The following is a 14,766-nucleotide window of genomic DNA, read 5'->3' as shown; positions in this document are numbered from 1 at the left end:
CAAAACTTGCTTGTGATCGCCTGACGGAACGTATGAACGAACATCACGCTTAAATTTTTGAGAGCAACCTTATTCTGATAGGATTTATCTGTGCTTTTTTAAGAGGAAGACTTATGAAATTGATTCAAATATGTTGGGAGAGGTCAAATTTGAGTGAAATTTTCTTGTCCGCGATTTTATTGGGGAGCGTTTCAACAGGTGCTATATCGGATGTAGACTCTGAAAACTTGCCTGCTGTATCAAGTAATCAAAAGGTTGTGGAAGTATATGAAACAGCAGAAACTTTTGAGGAATATTTAGATATTTATCGTAATAATCAAATTAATGAGGAATCACAATCAATCTTAAATGATGGTTTCGTCTCGAATGCTATGAATTATAATGCAACCTTCGAAGGCGAAAACATGCCAAATTTTACAGTGGTAGAGAAGAGTCACACATTATTAGATATAGAAACTAACGAAGAAAATGATGTTTTTCTTGTTACTGATGTTGCTTATTTACCGGAAGAGTATTTTCAGGATGGATATGGTACATTTAGTTGGTCTGACGAACCTTTAGGAAATGAAGGTAGTACAGTTACTTCAACTGTAGGGGCATATGTAGAGGCATCAACTACTCAAAACAACGTATCATTTTACAGGATTAGTGAGTGGCGAGCACAATATACTATAAATGATCATGGATTTATAGTTTCAGATGCCTCGCTTACTGCATCAGCAGCTGGTGAAAACTTAAATGGTGATTACATTAATCCCGATAATGTTTCGACAACTGTAACTGCGGGTTCATGGTCCTATTTGTCATTGCCTTGGTCAAATGAATATATTGCATCAGCAGCGGGAACTGGACAGGGTGCAGAGCACTATATGACAGTTTCTAGGGGATCCGGGTCTGGTTCCCCATTTAGCCACGCTAATACAAACTTTGGAGCAGATTGGTTTTAATTTGTCAGTACGACGGACAATATATTAAATATGTTAAAGGGTCTAATGAGGGGAGAGCATTATAATTAAGCCCTTCAGCGGTTATTGGTAGGCCTTTTAAGTTATTGTTACGTTCGTGTAAATGCTAAAATTACCACCTAAAAAAGCTTAATAACTAGCTTGTGTTTTAAGGTTAATACCCCACTATGTTAGCTTGAGTTACTAACATAGTGGGGTATTATATTGTGTACCCGGCATTTCTAACAACTTGGTGGTGAAAGTCCACTACAGGCTTGGCAGTAGGAACTGTTAGTGGAAGGCACGGGTGTCTATCGTGAGATGGAATCTGAAGGAAGCAGCCGGAAGCAAAATCCCGAGGTGACGAACAGGAACTGGATATAAGGCTGAATAGAAAAGGATGAGTTTGCTTTACAAAACGAAGTCCCATACTGACCGAATCTTTTACGGTAAATGCAGCGGCTACATGGGAGGAAAGTTATCACTCTTACCCAGGGAGGTCTTACCAGGGTTCTCGACAAGAGGGAAGGAAATTCCCACAGGAACAATTACACCATTGATGGTGTGATGAATGGTAAGAAGTTAGGCAAAGCCATAGTAGTCCAAAAGGATGAAGGGCTGAACAGTAGTAATCTTGGAAGCAGTGGAGGTGGGAGGAGTGCACAAACCGCTTTATTGTAAAATCAAATGCAACACCCTAAAAATTAGAAGACCCATGGTAAGACCGTGTATCATGAAAGTTGACGAAAACACTCATGAGATACGGGGGTCTTATTAATGACTCACCCTCATTCTAGCACAGAAAAGCGTACGTTTTCGCACCTTTCGGCTGAAGAGCGGGGTGAGATTAACGGCTATCAAAAGCAAAGATTGGGCGTCCGACAAATCGGGGAAGCCCAGAACCGCTCCCCCAGTATGATTTCGCACGCGTTAAAGCGTGGCACGGTTGCGCATCGGGACTCTAGTTGGAAAAGGATTCATGTTTATTTTCCAGACATCGGCACACGCGTTTACCGTAAAAACCGCTCGCATTATAGGCGTAAGCGGAGCCGTTTGCTAGAAGCCGCACGCCCGTTTCACCGCCCGATGCGTGTGTCGGACGCGCGAAAATGAAGGGAACCTGGACCGGCCCCATTCCGAGCACGAAGACGCTTTATACCTACATTGAAGAAGGGGTGCTTTCAATCAAAAACATCGATCTGCCCGTAAAAGTGCGCCGTTCCCCCAAGTAGAAGCGATCTCGAAAGCGCAAGAAGGTGCTGGACCTAAGTATAGAGGAACCCCCCCGCGATGTGAACGCACGCCAAACGCTGGGCAACTGGGAGATTGATGCCGTACGGAGCACACGTGAAAAAGGACCGGCTCTTTTGACTCTCACCGAGCGTGTGACGCGCAAAGAGATCGTTCGCTGGTTGCCGTCAATGTTGCACTCACCGAGGTGTTGGTCGGTTACGGTGATCGAGCCTCTTCGCTCTTTCAAACCATCACAGCAGACAATGGAAATGAATTCAGCGACCTGCACACCTACTGTCAATCTAAAGGCATCCGTGTCTATTTTGCCCATCCGTATGTGGCGTTTGAGCGCGGTACAAATGAGCGTCACAACGAGCTCCTGCGCCGCTTTATTCCTAAGGGCAAAGCGATCCACTCCGTTCCGGACAAAAATATTGAACAGGCTGAAAAGTGGGTCAACAAGCTGCCATGAAAGATTCTGGGCTATCAAACGCCTGGTTAGGTCTTTGCGACCGCGATCCAAGTGACGGGCTAGCCCGCCACTTGGAAGGAAAACCCCTTTCCATTGAAACACTGACACACCAGACAATCTAAGGTGTTGCATTTATACTTGCATTTGACGGAATTATAATTCTGAATGAAAAGGATGGGAAAAGACTTTATACAATGCAAGAAATCTGCACGTATTAGTCTCCCGTAGCTCGATATTTCATAAGATCCTCAATTCTCAATTCGACGGATCAAAGGTCAAAAAAGTTTGAAAGGTATTAAACGCTTCTCTAGGCATACCTTAACCGCTCTATAATGTGGACTGCTATACAGTTGTGACAGATTGGATTTACCAATCCTTGCTATTCTTGCATTCTCAGATCTTTCAGCAAAAATTACTTTGATTGCACACTCGGCAGGCGGATGGCGAGATGAAAGGTGTGATCGTCGACATGAAAATGGAGGGAACCTTCTGCAGTTTTGACAGCGTTTTGGATTAAGTATGTACCTAGTCCCCGCTTTTTGATGGTCGGATGCCTTTTAGGAAATAATTGTTCCCGAACATCAATGGGAATCGGGGCAGAGCTGTTGCTCACATCAACGATAATAATGCCAAACTGTTTGCGTACTTCGATCTCAATGTAAGGCTCACTCACGTATTCTTTACTTAGACGCGCCCCTTCCAGCGCATTGCTGAAGATGTTGACCATGAGCTGCATTTCCTTGCCTGGGCTCAGCAGTGTTTGCGAGAGATCCGCCTTGATGGACGCGTTTACGCGAATGTTATCTTCGTTTGCTTTCGTTTTCACATAAGCGAGGGCGGCGCCGATGGCTCCACCCGCAGACGCACTGGCACGGTCCTCGTTATTATTTTGAAGTAAGTGAATGTAGTCAGTAATTTGCTGGAACTCATGTTTTTTCGCAAGTCTCGCCAGCACTTCAAAATGTGTGCGCTGGTCATGCTGTTCTTGCTTTAATGACTCGTGCAAAGCTTGGACGTGCTGTTGAAACTCGGTTGCATCTTGGATGATGCGTTTCTTTTGTCGCCAAAGGAATACGATGAGGAGCAAAGCCGCAACGAGAAGTATACTTAAAATAGCAGCCATCGTGGACACCTCAGGATAAGATCGGAAATTGATCTTGAATCGTTTTTAGATTTTTTTTCGTGACGAGTGCATGCTTGTCACTGTTCTGAAATTGAATTTCTAGTGAATGCTTCGTATAAGGTACGAATTGAGTAATCTTTGAGAGGTTCGTAATAAAGGAACGATGGGTCCGGAAAAAGGTAGAGCTTTGCAATTCGGCCTCTAGTTCCTGCAATGATTGGTAGGTGACAATCTCATCATCGGTAAGGTGTACGGTTGAAGACCGACCGGTCCGTTCGATGAACAAAATGTCATTTTCGTTTACGACCCGGATCTCCCCTTGTAATTGAATGGTCATTCGGTGACCGTCGGTTTGGTGGGAGAGGCTGCGATAACGATTCAATGCTTTTTCCATTCTTGAAGGTGTGAGAGGTTTTAGTACATAATCACACACGTCCAAATCAAAGGCATGAACGGCAAATCCTGAGTGACCGGTAACGAAAATAATTTCAACTTTTACCCCACGAGCCCGCAGACGTTCGGCGAGTTCGTATCCGGTTAGTCCTTCCATCTCAATATCGGCAATAAGCAGATCAATGCTGGAATGTTTCAACAATTGATACGCTTCCAATGCGGTATGGCAACGCCACTCGACGTGACAGTCTGGTTGTGTTTTCAGCCAATCCTCAACTTTTTGTAGGTCGTTTGGATTATCGTCAAGCAGGCCGATTCGAATCATGCTACCCCTACTTTATCTTTTTTTCATTAGTATAGCAGAAACATGACATCATATGCCCGTTTAACGACGGAATTGCAGAGTGCAACCTGTTTTCGGATATACTAGAATAAAGAAAGTAGAACCTAAAGGAGCTTTCATATGATTGAGTTGTCATCAGTCGATAAAGTGTTTCAAGAACGAAAACGACAAAGTTACCGAGCACTTCGGGAAATTACAGCCACCATTGAACCTGGCAAAGTGACAGCTTTACTTGGGGAGAACGGGGCTGGAAAGACGACGTTGCTCCGGATTATATCGGGTCTTTATGTGCCTTCCAATGGCGAAGTGAAAATTGACGGACACGTGCAATCGCCGGACCATATTGAGTTGCGTAAATCAATCGGTGTCCACTTTGGAAGTGACACAGGCTTATACAACCGCATGACCGCCCGTGAGCATTTGGAATACTATGCGGCTCTTTTCAAAATCCCGAATCAAGAAACAAAGCAACGAATTGAGAAGTTGAGCAATGAACTCGGCATGCGCGATTTTCTCGATGTGCGCGTGGAGAAACTGTCTAAAGGCATGCGTCAGAAAGTAGCGATTGCCCGGGCAATGATACATAGCCCGTCCTTCTATCTGTTTGACGAACCGACGACAGGACTGGACATCACGTCCGCAAACATGTTCCGTGAGAAGGTGCTACAGCTCAAAAGTGAACAACGGACGATCGTTTTTTCCACCCATCTCATGGAAGAAGTACAAATGCTTTGTGATCGTGTCATGATCCTACATCGAGGGTCGTTGCTTTTCCACGGATCGATGGAGGAATTATACGCTCACGAAGAAACAGATAATTTGAATATGATCATGATGGCGACCTTGGCTAGAGGAGGTCGTGTGAAATGATCGCGATTATAAAAAAAGAAATGAAGGATGCGCTCCGCGATCAGCGTACGCTCCTGCTGAGTGTTTTTGCGCCCGTACTTCTCGTATTTGTCATGATTTTCTTTTTAGGCGGCGCTGGGACAGATGATGTTATTGTCGGTCTCGATCCGGATTTGGATGATGAACTTTCTGAAGCTTTGCAGCAGTCCCACGAGGATTGGCACTTCTTACAAACGGACCGTGGTGAAGCGTTGTTAGAAGATGGTGATATTGACTTGTGGGTTGAAGCCGATGAGGAGCAACTCACCGCGAAAGGGGACTATGCGAGTCCGGTTGTTTCTCATGTGGAACGAGAGCTGATGAATGTTTGGGAGCAGTATGAAGCAACTCATCGCAGTGACGTTCTTCAGTCTGCCGGACTGAGTGAGGAACAGTTGACGGTCTACAATTGGGACAGTGAGCCGATCGGAGTTGATGAGCGTTCGGTTCCGTCCGTTGCTTACTTTTTCACCTTCATCTTGCTCATTACAGTTTTGATGGCAGGTTTTCCAGCGGCGGTTGATTTGTTTGCTGGCGAAAAAGAGAAGCAAACAATGGAATCACTCTTAATGGCACCGCTACGCAGATCACAAATTGTCATATCGAAATGGGTGGTCATCACCGTTATTAATTTCATTAGTGGTGTGATTGTGTTTGCTGGGTCTGTACTATTCGCAAACGCCTTTCACCAAAGTGGGGTTATCATTGCCGGTGATCAACTGCTGTCGATCGCTCTGTTCTTGACGTTATCGCTGCTTGCTTTTGCTGCGCTTAATGCCGCTTTGCTCGTCGTCATCAGCGTCTCAACCGCTTCGTACAAAGATGCGCAAAACATGTCTACACCTGTAATGTTCGCCTGGCTTGCCGCACCAATCTATTTACTTACAGCGCCGTTGTCTAGCTGGTCGATCTGGATGTTCTTTGTACCTGCATTGAACGTGAGTGCCTTAATTTATGGCATCACGGCGGGCACATCTGTCATTGGTTTGCCAGAGTACACTGCCACGATTGGCTCAAACTTGGTGGCAACCGTAATTGTGCTATGGATCGCAATTAAAATGTTTCAAAAAGACCGGTACGCTCTTGGTCATGTGTAACGTTAATGAAGTTAGCCCACCCGACCAAGAGGGTGGGCTTTTTTTATGTGGGTATTTGTAGGGGCGATAAGTCGAAACGTACCCAAAAATCCAACATAAACCCGCCTATGTTGGATTTTTAGACTTCTATGTGGGGATTCAAGTCGTACCATGGCTACTTTTGCTTAGAAATTCCCCCATAGCCCGCTTTATGATGGGGTTTGGGATATTTTCAGGATAAGGGCGTTCGGTTGCCCGCCTCCTGGCGGGCGGCTCACTACGTCTGGACGCGCAATCTGCGCGCTAGTTTTTACATTTTGCGCGCAAGTTTACACGTTTTCGGGTCATTTTCTATCGTTTCTCGCAAACTTGATCGCAGTTTGCTTCAACTTGCGCGCAGATGTATTGCACACCGACCGTGCACTTTGCTCACAGCGCTCTGGCTTCGGCACCTTTGGTGCCGACGGTCGTCAGCTCGATATCCCGTCACCCTTTCAGCGGTGCTTCTCGCGCCCGGAGGTCTGTGCTCAAGTTGCCCATTTCATCTATTGTTATTGTCGCTTCGCCTGAACTCGGTAACAGTTTCCATGCTCGTGGCGAGATCGGTCGTTTGTCCTTCCGCCCAGTCTTAGATCAGCTCTCCTGTTTTCGTTTTCTTCATTCTTTTCCTGCCATCCGTAGCAAACTTGCGCGCAGGTCAACCGATGTGCACCCGCTCCTTCCGCCCGAGCGCCTTATCCTCCCCCACTCTGTCGGTGTATGATCGCATAAAATTTTCTAGTGTGATAAGAACGTACGTTTGGTATACTGTATATATCAAAGGTGGGGTGAGTCATCATGAAAGATCGTGTCGTATTTCTCATCGATATGCAATCGTTTTTTGCCAACATGGAGAAGCTGTCTCGCCCGGATTTGGATGACAAGCCGGTCGTCGTTGCTGGTGACCCGAAGATCCGCAGTGGGGTTATTCTTGCGGCCTGTCCGGTTGCGAAGAAATGGGGCGTTCAGACTGCCGAGGCGCTCTGGGAAGCGGAGATGAAATGTCCTCATTTAGTTGTGCTCAAGCCACGCATGCAACTGTACTTAGATGTGTCCGTCGCCATCGCCAGTTCGCTTGAAATGTACACAGATTTAGTGGAACCGTACAGCATTGACGAGATTTTTGTCGATATGACGGATGCGATTCACCGTCACAATTGCAGCCCGGAAGATCTTGCCGAAGAAGTGATCACAAAGGTGAGGAGAGAATCCGGGATGGTTGCAAGAGTAGGAATCGGCCCGAATAAAGTGATGGCGAAGATGGCGTGCGACCATTTTTCCAAAAAGCAACCGGGCGGAATTTTCTTTTTGCATCCTGAGAACTTGCAGCAACGGCTGTGGCCGCTACCAATCGATTCACTATTTGGCGTAGGGAAGCGAATGGGGAAGCACTTTCGCGATATGGGCATCCGCACAATTGGGCAGCTTGCTGGTGCTGAGCTTACGGATATGAAGAAGCGGTGGGGCATCAATGGGGAGCTCCTTTGGCGCACCGCGCATGGTGAAGACGAATCACCGGTCAAGCTGGATACGCACGTCCGGAGAAAAGCGATTGGTCATCATATGACGTTACCGAAAGACTATCGAAGTTGGGATGATATTCATACGGTGCTTATGGAACTTGCGGATGAAGTTGCGCGGCGCGTGAGAGCGAACGGGTGTCTTGGAGGAACGGTAACGATGGGCGCCCGCGGGCACAATCATTTTCAAATGCCGTCTGGGTTTCACCGTCAAGTGAAGTTGCCTGAGCTTACGAATGACGGAGGTGTCATCTACCGGGCCGCCAAACAACTGTTTTTGACCCATTGGAATCGTGACGCCATTCGTAGCTTAGGTATTGGGTTAGATGGGCTCGTGAGCGATGAGGCGAGACAGCTCAGCTTGTTTACAGACGATGTCGACCGCGAGCGTTTGAATTTCACGATCGACGGGCTGAAAAACCGCTACGGGTCCGCGACTGTATTACGGGCAGTATCATTGACCGAAGGCGGGCAAGCATTAATTCGTTCACAAAAACTGGGCGGTCACTATAAATAAAGAAGCGTTTTAAAGAATTGGAGACAACAGACGACTGACAGATTCTTTAAAGCGAATATAAAGGCTACGATCATGATAACGTTGAGCGGTCATTTCTGAGCAGTGAAGGAGGTCGTTCTCAAAGATGGCGGCCAGCTTCTCACCTAATGCTGCGTGATACATGAAAGCATTCACTTCGAAATTCAATCGGAAGCTGCGCACATCGATGTTTGCGGTTCCGATGGAGCCGACACTTCGGTCAACGACAATCATCTTGGCATGAATAAACCCAGCATCGTAGATGAAAAAGCGGACGCCAGTTTTTAATAGTTCACCCATGTAAGAGTACGTTGCCCAATAGACGAAGATATGGTCCGGCTTATTTGGGATCATAATGCGAACGTCTTTACCAGCAAGAGCCGCAATTCGAAGCGCATCAAGCAGGCTTGAATCAGGGATTAAGTAAGGCGTCTGAATATAAACCGATTCTCGTGCAGAAGTGATGAGCTTAATGTAACCATTTTTAATTTCCTCAGCTTCTGTATCTGGACCACTAGAAACGATTTGTGCGGCAATGTCACCCCTTGATTTGACGGGAGGAAAATAAAGATCATCATAATGAATTTCATGAGCCTTTGATGCTTGGTTCCAGTCAAGAATGAACCGGGTCTGCAAGGCTTTAACTGAGGAGCCTCGGATCCGAAGATGACTGTCACGCCAATACCCGAATTTTTTCGTGCGGCCTAGGTATTCGTCACCAACGTTAAATCCCCCGACGTAACCGATACTCCCGTCAATGACGACGATTTTTCGGTGATTTCTATAATTTAGTCGGGAATTCATATAGGGAATACGCGAAGGAAAGAATACCCCAACTTCGCCACCTGCGTCGATCAGTTCACGAAAATGTTTTCGTGCTAATTTTCTTGAACCCATATCGTCGTACAGAATGCGCACACGCACGCCAGCTTGAGCCTTTTCGGTGAGCAAATGAATGATCCGCTTCCCGATTAAGTCATTTCGGAAGATGTAATACTGCATGTGCACATGATTTTTGGCGGTCGCAATGTCTGCTAGAAGCTCAGAGAACTTGTCAACGCCATCAGTAAACACGTCAATATCATTGTTTTGTGTAAGCAATGCTCCGTCACTGCGCAAGAGCATCGTAATTAAGTTGCTGTTGTTTTGTTCGGTTTCATTACGAAAGGCAAACGTGTTGTCCTCAAGTGTGCGAAGCTGTGCATCGATACTGTCTTTAAGGCCAATCTTCTCAATGCCATCCCAATTGAAAAGCCGTTTTCGGCTCAAGTTTTGGCCGAGTATAAGATATAAAACAAATCCGATAAAGGGAAGAAACATTAAGATTAATAACCAGGCCCATGTTGCATGGATGTCTTTGCGCTCCATAAATACAATGATTGCTGCAAGAATCATATTCAAAAAAACGAGTAAACTAAGAATAATCGGCAGTATATCCATTAACAACCTCCTTATGAGCCAATGTTCATCCATATCGTACCATGTAATGATTGCCACATCCTAAAAGATGTATGCTAAAATGGATGAAAATATACCACTAGGGGTGCGCGAGTAAGCGCTGAGAGATGTTTAAACGGAAACCCTTTGAACCTGATCCGAAAAACGGCGGAGGAAAGTGGCTGACGATTGTGTAGTATGTGTCAAGCCTCCTGTGCGTTCAGGGGCTTTTTCTTTTTTGCGCATCTATAGTATTGGAGGATAACGAATGATTTCAAAAGCATTAACGATTGCAGGAACAGACCCAACAGGTGGAGCGGGGATTCAAGCGGACTTGAAAACCTTTCAGGAGCTAGGTGTATTTGGCATGAGCGTCATTACGTCCGTTGTGAGCCAAAATACGACCGGTGTGTTTTCATTTGTCGATATGGATCTTGATTTCGTCGAAAGCCAAATTGATGTCGTGTTTGACGATATTCGCCCTGACGCTGTGAAAACAGGAATGCTATCAAACCCAGAGGTGATTGCGCTTGTCGCAAAGAAGCTCCAAGAATATGATGTAAATCATTTCGTGCTCGATCCCGTCATGGTTGCCTCAAGTGGCCATGAGCTTATTTCTCAAGACGCCAGAAAGGCGGTTAGAGAACAGCTATTGCCTCTTGCAACAGTTGTGACTCCGAACTTGCCAGAAGCTGAAGCGTTAACAGGACTTACAATTACAACCGTAGAAGACATGAAGCGAGCAGGGAAAATGCTCGTTGAAGAATACGGCTGTCGCGCTGCTCTCATTAAAGGAGGGCACTATAAAGGAGAAGCCGATGACTATTTGTATGATGGGCACGCATTCAAAAAATATACGGCGAAACGGTTTGATACGGTGCATACACACGGAAGTGGCTGTACGTATGCAGCTGCAATTGCAGCTGGCCTTGCTGAAGGGTTAGACATGGAAGAGAGTATCACTCGTGGGAAAACCTTTATTACGAGTGCCATTTCCAATCCGTTGGAGCTCGGACAAGGTCAAGGGCCGACCAATCATTGGGGGCATCGCTGGGAAGAAATGAGGAAGCGTGATGGCAGACATTGGAGTAAGTAGCACGCAGCAAGGCGTTTTTTAGTTCAGTCGCTTCTCCCGAAACCACTCGGAAGCGTTGATGACGTATTGGATCAACTCGAAGCGGTACAATTGGATCCTGTCAGTGTCGTTGAAAAGAACCATCACCTTGTGTTAATGAATCGAATAAAAGAATACAGTGTGACGAATTATACAGATGCTTTAGGTGAAAAGCGTGCGTTTGAATACTTCGCAAATGCAGCGTGCCTGTTACCGATGAAAGATTACCCGTTGTTAAAAGGAAAGCGGGTGCGTTTACAAGAACAATGGCGGGGAGAGCGGGGAAACTACCGCGAATCGATTGCAGATATTTTGGATCGACTCCAGCAGGAAGGACCTCTTCCCGCAACGGCATTTTTGGCGGAGCGAAAAGTCGTCGGCGGTTGGGACCATCCAACACGTGCGTCAACGAAAGAAACGACCCATGCGTTACGCATTTTATTTGAATGTGGTGACATTCAAGTGAGTGGCCGGGAAAAGTCAATTCGGCATTATGCCCGAACAGATCAGTGGATTCCCGAAGCGATTCAAAAAGAAGCAGACATGATTAGCATCGAAGAAGCAGACGCCTTGCTTATGGACAAATATTTGCGGGCGTACCGGTTGTTTGACGCGAGAGATCCGCGACTAGGTTGGCAAAAGTTAAATGCGCAGGCGCGTAAAGAAACGTTAGCCGAACGCAAAAGAAAGCGTGAGCTCTTTGAAGTGCAGATCGAGGGGGTAGACCGCCCGTATTATGTGCTGGAAGCAGACGCTGAGCAACTTGTCGCTTGTGAACACGCGGACGTTCATGAACACGTACGCTTCCTATCCCCATTGGACAACTTGTTGTGGCGAAGGGAACGGGTGGAGGAGTTGTTTGACTTTTTCTACCGATGGGAAATCTATGTTCCGAAAACGAAAAGAATGTACGGTCCCTATACGATGCCGGTTCTCGTCGGAGACACGCTCATTGGCAAGGTTGATCCTTATTTTGACCGGGCAAACGGTCGACTTTATATGACGACGTATGAAGGTGTGGGCGAAAACGACATGGTCGTTTCCGCCCTTGAGAAATTCGCCCAATCGCTCGGTGCGCGGGAATTGACGATTACGACAGCGGAGCGCTAGTCGTAGTCGTTTTTTTAGATCGATCATAATAAATCCAAAGAAACAAGACGAGTGCAACGACGGCAATGAGGGAGAGCGCAAAGTAAAGGTTGCTATAAATCGAATGAGGTCCGTGAGGATTCAACGGGTTAATTGAATACGTCACGCTCGTAGTGTCAAGCAAGCTCCCGAAAATTGCACTGCTAAACGCACCCGATATGAAGTTACATAAGTTAAACAGCCCCATGCCAATGCCTGTCGTTTGCCGATCAAGCAATGTGGATAGAAGGTTTGCGGTTGCACTTTGCAGCAGTGGAAAACCGATGTATGCGACAAATACAGCTGCTGCAACGAGCCATAAGGAGAAGCCGGTAAACACGCTAATTAGAAATACGCCGATGGAAATGACGATGAGGGCGATCCTTAGTACATACACACTTCCGCGCCGGTCAATGACCATACCTCCGTAGCGACCGAGAATTCCTGCAGCCATTGCCCCTGGGAACAGCACCATGCCGATGCCAATCGTAGTTGTGTCATAAAGGTCACGCATCATAATCGGCAATACAAAGATGAGGCCAAACATCACACTCGTACCGAAAAAACTTGTGAGTAAGGTGATGGCGTATTTTCGATTTTTGAGTAATGCCGGGTCGATAAACGGCACGTCGCTTCGATTAAGATGAAAAGCGAGTATTAAAAACGACAAGATCGATACAAACAGTAATGACCAGACGAACAACGTGACAAATAGCAGTAACGTCGAGACAAATACCGAGACGAGGATTGCACCAATGTAATCAATTTTTTGGAATTGTACACGCTCGTCAGGCAACCATTTGCGGAATAACGGAATGGCTAAGCAAGCCGTCGCCGGCACGAGGAACAAGTATCGCCATTCAAGCACCCCGCCAATCATGCCACCAGCAATGGGACCAATCCCTGAAGCAAAGGCCACCGTTGACGAAATAATCCCGAACACTTTCCCTCGATCGGTATCAAAATAGCGAGACGGAATGATAAAGCCAAGGGCTGGGATAGCGGCGCCACCTAGAGCTTGGAGAATGCGGGCGGCGAGTAGTGTTCCGTAGTTGGGCGATAAAAACCCGAGCACGGATCCGAGCGAGAATAGAAGAATTCCAACTGTAAGTAACGTCTTTAACGGCACCATGTCCGCAAGCTTTCCGTACATGACCGACCCAATCGCATATACGAGAATGTAACCAGTCATTACCCAACTGACTTGCGAAGGCAAGAGCCCGAACGTTTCGGCTATATCGGGAATGGTTACGTTAAACATCGTTCCATTAATCACAGTAAATGTAAGTAAAATCGCGAGTAAGAGTACAAGTTTTTTCTTTCTTTGGCTATCCATAATTCCACCTCTTCATCATCATGATACCGCTTTCTGAAGAGAAGAACACGGAAAACATTTCGTAAATCAAAATAAAAGGCATGAGTGTGGTTATGAACGCCCTGTCGTCTGCGCTCTAGTTCCTCGTTGCCCACTGAAAAAACAGCAATTTTCCCGAAACTATATGAGTTGAACGAAAGAAATTCACTGAATCGGATGACCGAGATCGGTCTTTACGGGCAAACGCCTACGTATTGTCTGTTGAAGTTCATCTCACGTCGACACTGCAAGGGTTGCGGGCAACATGGAAAACGTTTGCCAAAAGGTAAAAAGACGTGACTGATGGTCACCACCTGGCACAAGCATGTGATGACCTCTTACTTAAGTGACAATCCAGCCCGCAAACTGGGCACTTTCAGCCCTCAACGGTCACATATATCGCGATTTGTGACCGTTGACTCCGTTTATGTGCGCATCCGCGTTTAAAACGATGACTTTTCCTTTCCAAACTGTCACAAATATGAACTTATGAGACATTTGGGCTTCTTTTTCTACACCTTAGCCAGTAGGCAGAAAAGTAAACCGTGTTGTCCTTATGCTCTGGAGTACATAGAAAACACGGTGGTCGTCTTTTGACCACCGATGTTGCACTTATAGTCCGGACTGCATAGAAAACACGGTGGCTGTCTTTTAGCCACCGATGTTGCCCTTGTGCTCTGGAGTACAACTATCCTCCTCCATTGGAAAGCAACAATCAACTGTGCAAATCAGGAAAAGGCTTAGCGCAGATTTGTTCAACTTGAGCAGAGTTTTGCCCCGCGCCATACAAAAACCCCGTCCAAACACTTGTGTTTAGACGGGGTTTATCATTATTTCTGTTTCAGGTTGCCTGTGCTTTGAATATAAACGATGTTCTCTGTTTTCTCGCTATCAATATCAGAAACAAAGGCAGGTCCTTCGAACGTACCTTCGCTCGTTTCGAATTTAAAGTCAAAGGTTTTCTTAGAGCTGACGGCATCAAAGATCAAGTTCTGCTCATCAACTGCGTGAAATACGCCGTTCCATTGATCATTTTCTGTTACGTTTAATTCTCCTGTGCGAAATGTAATGGCTTTGCCACCATCCATATATAGTGCATCTACTTTCATGAATTGTTTCCTCCTTCATTGTCGCTACAAGGAGTGTTCCCGGCATGTCCATCGTTAA

13 protein-coding genes and 1 riboswitch are annotated in these 14,766 nt (G+C 46.2%); of the genes, 8 read left to right on the top strand and 5 right to left on the bottom strand.

All coding sequences use genetic code 11. From position 1 onward, the window contains the following. Positions 1–113: 113 nt before the first annotated feature. From ACE1TF_RS15510 to ACE1TF_RS15500, 3 genes are all read left to right on the top strand, one after another. The gene (locus ACE1TF_RS15510) at positions 114–947 is read left to right on the top strand and encodes a hypothetical protein (RefSeq protein ID WP_375018098.1); all 834 of its coding nucleotides are present in this window, start codon (positions 114–116) and stop codon (positions 945–947) included. A 774-nt stretch (positions 948–1,721) separates the two neighbouring features. Then, positions 1,722–2,057: a helix-turn-helix domain-containing protein gene (locus ACE1TF_RS15505; protein ID WP_375018096.1), complete on the top strand. Its 336-nt coding sequence runs from the start codon at positions 1,722–1,724 to the stop codon at positions 2,055–2,057. Between the two features lie 328 nt (positions 2,058–2,385). Next, complete coding sequence (locus ACE1TF_RS15500) at positions 2,386–2,649, top strand: IS30 family transposase (protein WP_483867167.1); 264 nt, start codon at positions 2,386–2,388, stop codon at positions 2,647–2,649. A gap of 412 nt (positions 2,650–3,061) precedes the next feature. Here ACE1TF_RS15500 and ACE1TF_RS15495 read toward each other — a convergent pair whose 3' ends face one another. Both ACE1TF_RS15495 and ACE1TF_RS15490 read right to left on the bottom strand, forming a co-directional pair. Further along, positions 3,062–3,772, bottom strand: coding sequence for a GHKL domain-containing protein (locus ACE1TF_RS15495; RefSeq protein ID WP_375018094.1), 711 nt, complete (start codon positions 3,770–3,772; stop codon positions 3,062–3,064). A gap of 10 nt (positions 3,773–3,782) precedes the next feature. Further along, entirely contained in the window at positions 3,783–4,490 is a 708-nt protein-coding gene (locus ACE1TF_RS15490; RefSeq protein WP_042404284.1) for a LytR/AlgR family response regulator transcription factor, read from the bottom strand. Between the two features lie 138 nt (positions 4,491–4,628). On the opposite strand from ACE1TF_RS15490, the gene ACE1TF_RS15485 reads away from it, so the two are divergent. From ACE1TF_RS15485 to ACE1TF_RS15475, 3 genes are all read left to right on the top strand, one after another. Beyond that, a complete protein-coding gene (locus tag ACE1TF_RS15485) occupies positions 4,629–5,378 on the top strand; it encodes an ABC transporter ATP-binding protein (RefSeq protein ID WP_042404285.1) in 750 nt (249 codons plus the stop codon). Further along, entirely contained in the window at positions 5,375–6,493 is a 1,119-nt protein-coding gene (locus ACE1TF_RS15480; RefSeq protein WP_375018091.1) for an ABC transporter permease, read from the top strand. Before ACE1TF_RS15485 ends, ACE1TF_RS15480 begins: the two co-directional genes overlap by 4 nt. Positions 6,494–7,309: 816 nt before the next feature. Continuing rightward, positions 7,310–8,548, top strand: a complete 1,239-nt coding sequence (locus tag ACE1TF_RS15475; RefSeq protein WP_375018089.1) for a DNA polymerase IV — start codon at positions 7,310–7,312, stop codon at positions 8,546–8,548. 9 nt (positions 8,549–8,557) lie between these two features. Here ACE1TF_RS15475 and cls read toward each other — a convergent pair whose 3' ends face one another. Beyond that, positions 8,558–10,006, bottom strand: a complete 1,449-nt coding sequence (gene cls / locus ACE1TF_RS15470; protein WP_042404287.1) for a cardiolipin synthase — start codon at positions 10,004–10,006, stop codon at positions 8,558–8,560. A gap of 89 nt (positions 10,007–10,095) precedes the next feature. Then, positions 10,096–10,197: riboswitch (TPP riboswitch) on the top strand. A gap of 74 nt (positions 10,198–10,271) precedes the next feature. Here cls and thiD point away from each other — a divergent pair. Together thiD and ACE1TF_RS15460 are read left to right on the top strand one after the other, a co-directional pair. Further along, a complete protein-coding gene (gene thiD, locus ACE1TF_RS15465) occupies positions 10,272–11,099 on the top strand; it encodes a bifunctional hydroxymethylpyrimidine kinase/phosphomethylpyrimidine kinase (RefSeq protein WP_042430169.1) in 828 nt (275 codons plus the stop codon). 66 nt (positions 11,100–11,165) lie between these two features. Continuing rightward, positions 11,166–12,227: a DNA glycosylase AlkZ-like family protein gene (locus ACE1TF_RS15460; protein WP_375018086.1), complete on the top strand. Its 1,062-nt coding sequence runs from the start codon at positions 11,166–11,168 to the stop codon at positions 12,225–12,227. Here ACE1TF_RS15460 and ACE1TF_RS15455 read toward each other — a convergent pair. After that, complete coding sequence (locus ACE1TF_RS15455) at positions 12,208–13,581, bottom strand: MFS transporter (RefSeq protein WP_375018084.1); 1,374 nt, start codon at positions 13,579–13,581, stop codon at positions 12,208–12,210. The two genes, ACE1TF_RS15460 and ACE1TF_RS15455, sit on opposite strands and share 20 nt — an antisense overlap. 848 nt (positions 13,582–14,429) lie before the next feature. Then, complete coding sequence (locus tag ACE1TF_RS15450) at positions 14,430–14,708, bottom strand: hypothetical protein (RefSeq protein WP_375018082.1); 279 nt, start codon at positions 14,706–14,708, stop codon at positions 14,430–14,432. Positions 14,709–14,766: the final 58 nt, after the last annotated feature.

Source organism: Geomicrobium sp. JSM 1781026, assembly GCF_041949955.1.
Taxonomy (GTDB): Bacteria; Bacillota; Bacilli; order Bacillales; family Marinococcaceae; genus Geomicrobium_A.
The sequence above is the reverse complement of the archived record's forward strand: the minus strand, read 5'-3'. Positions and strand labels throughout refer to the sequence as shown.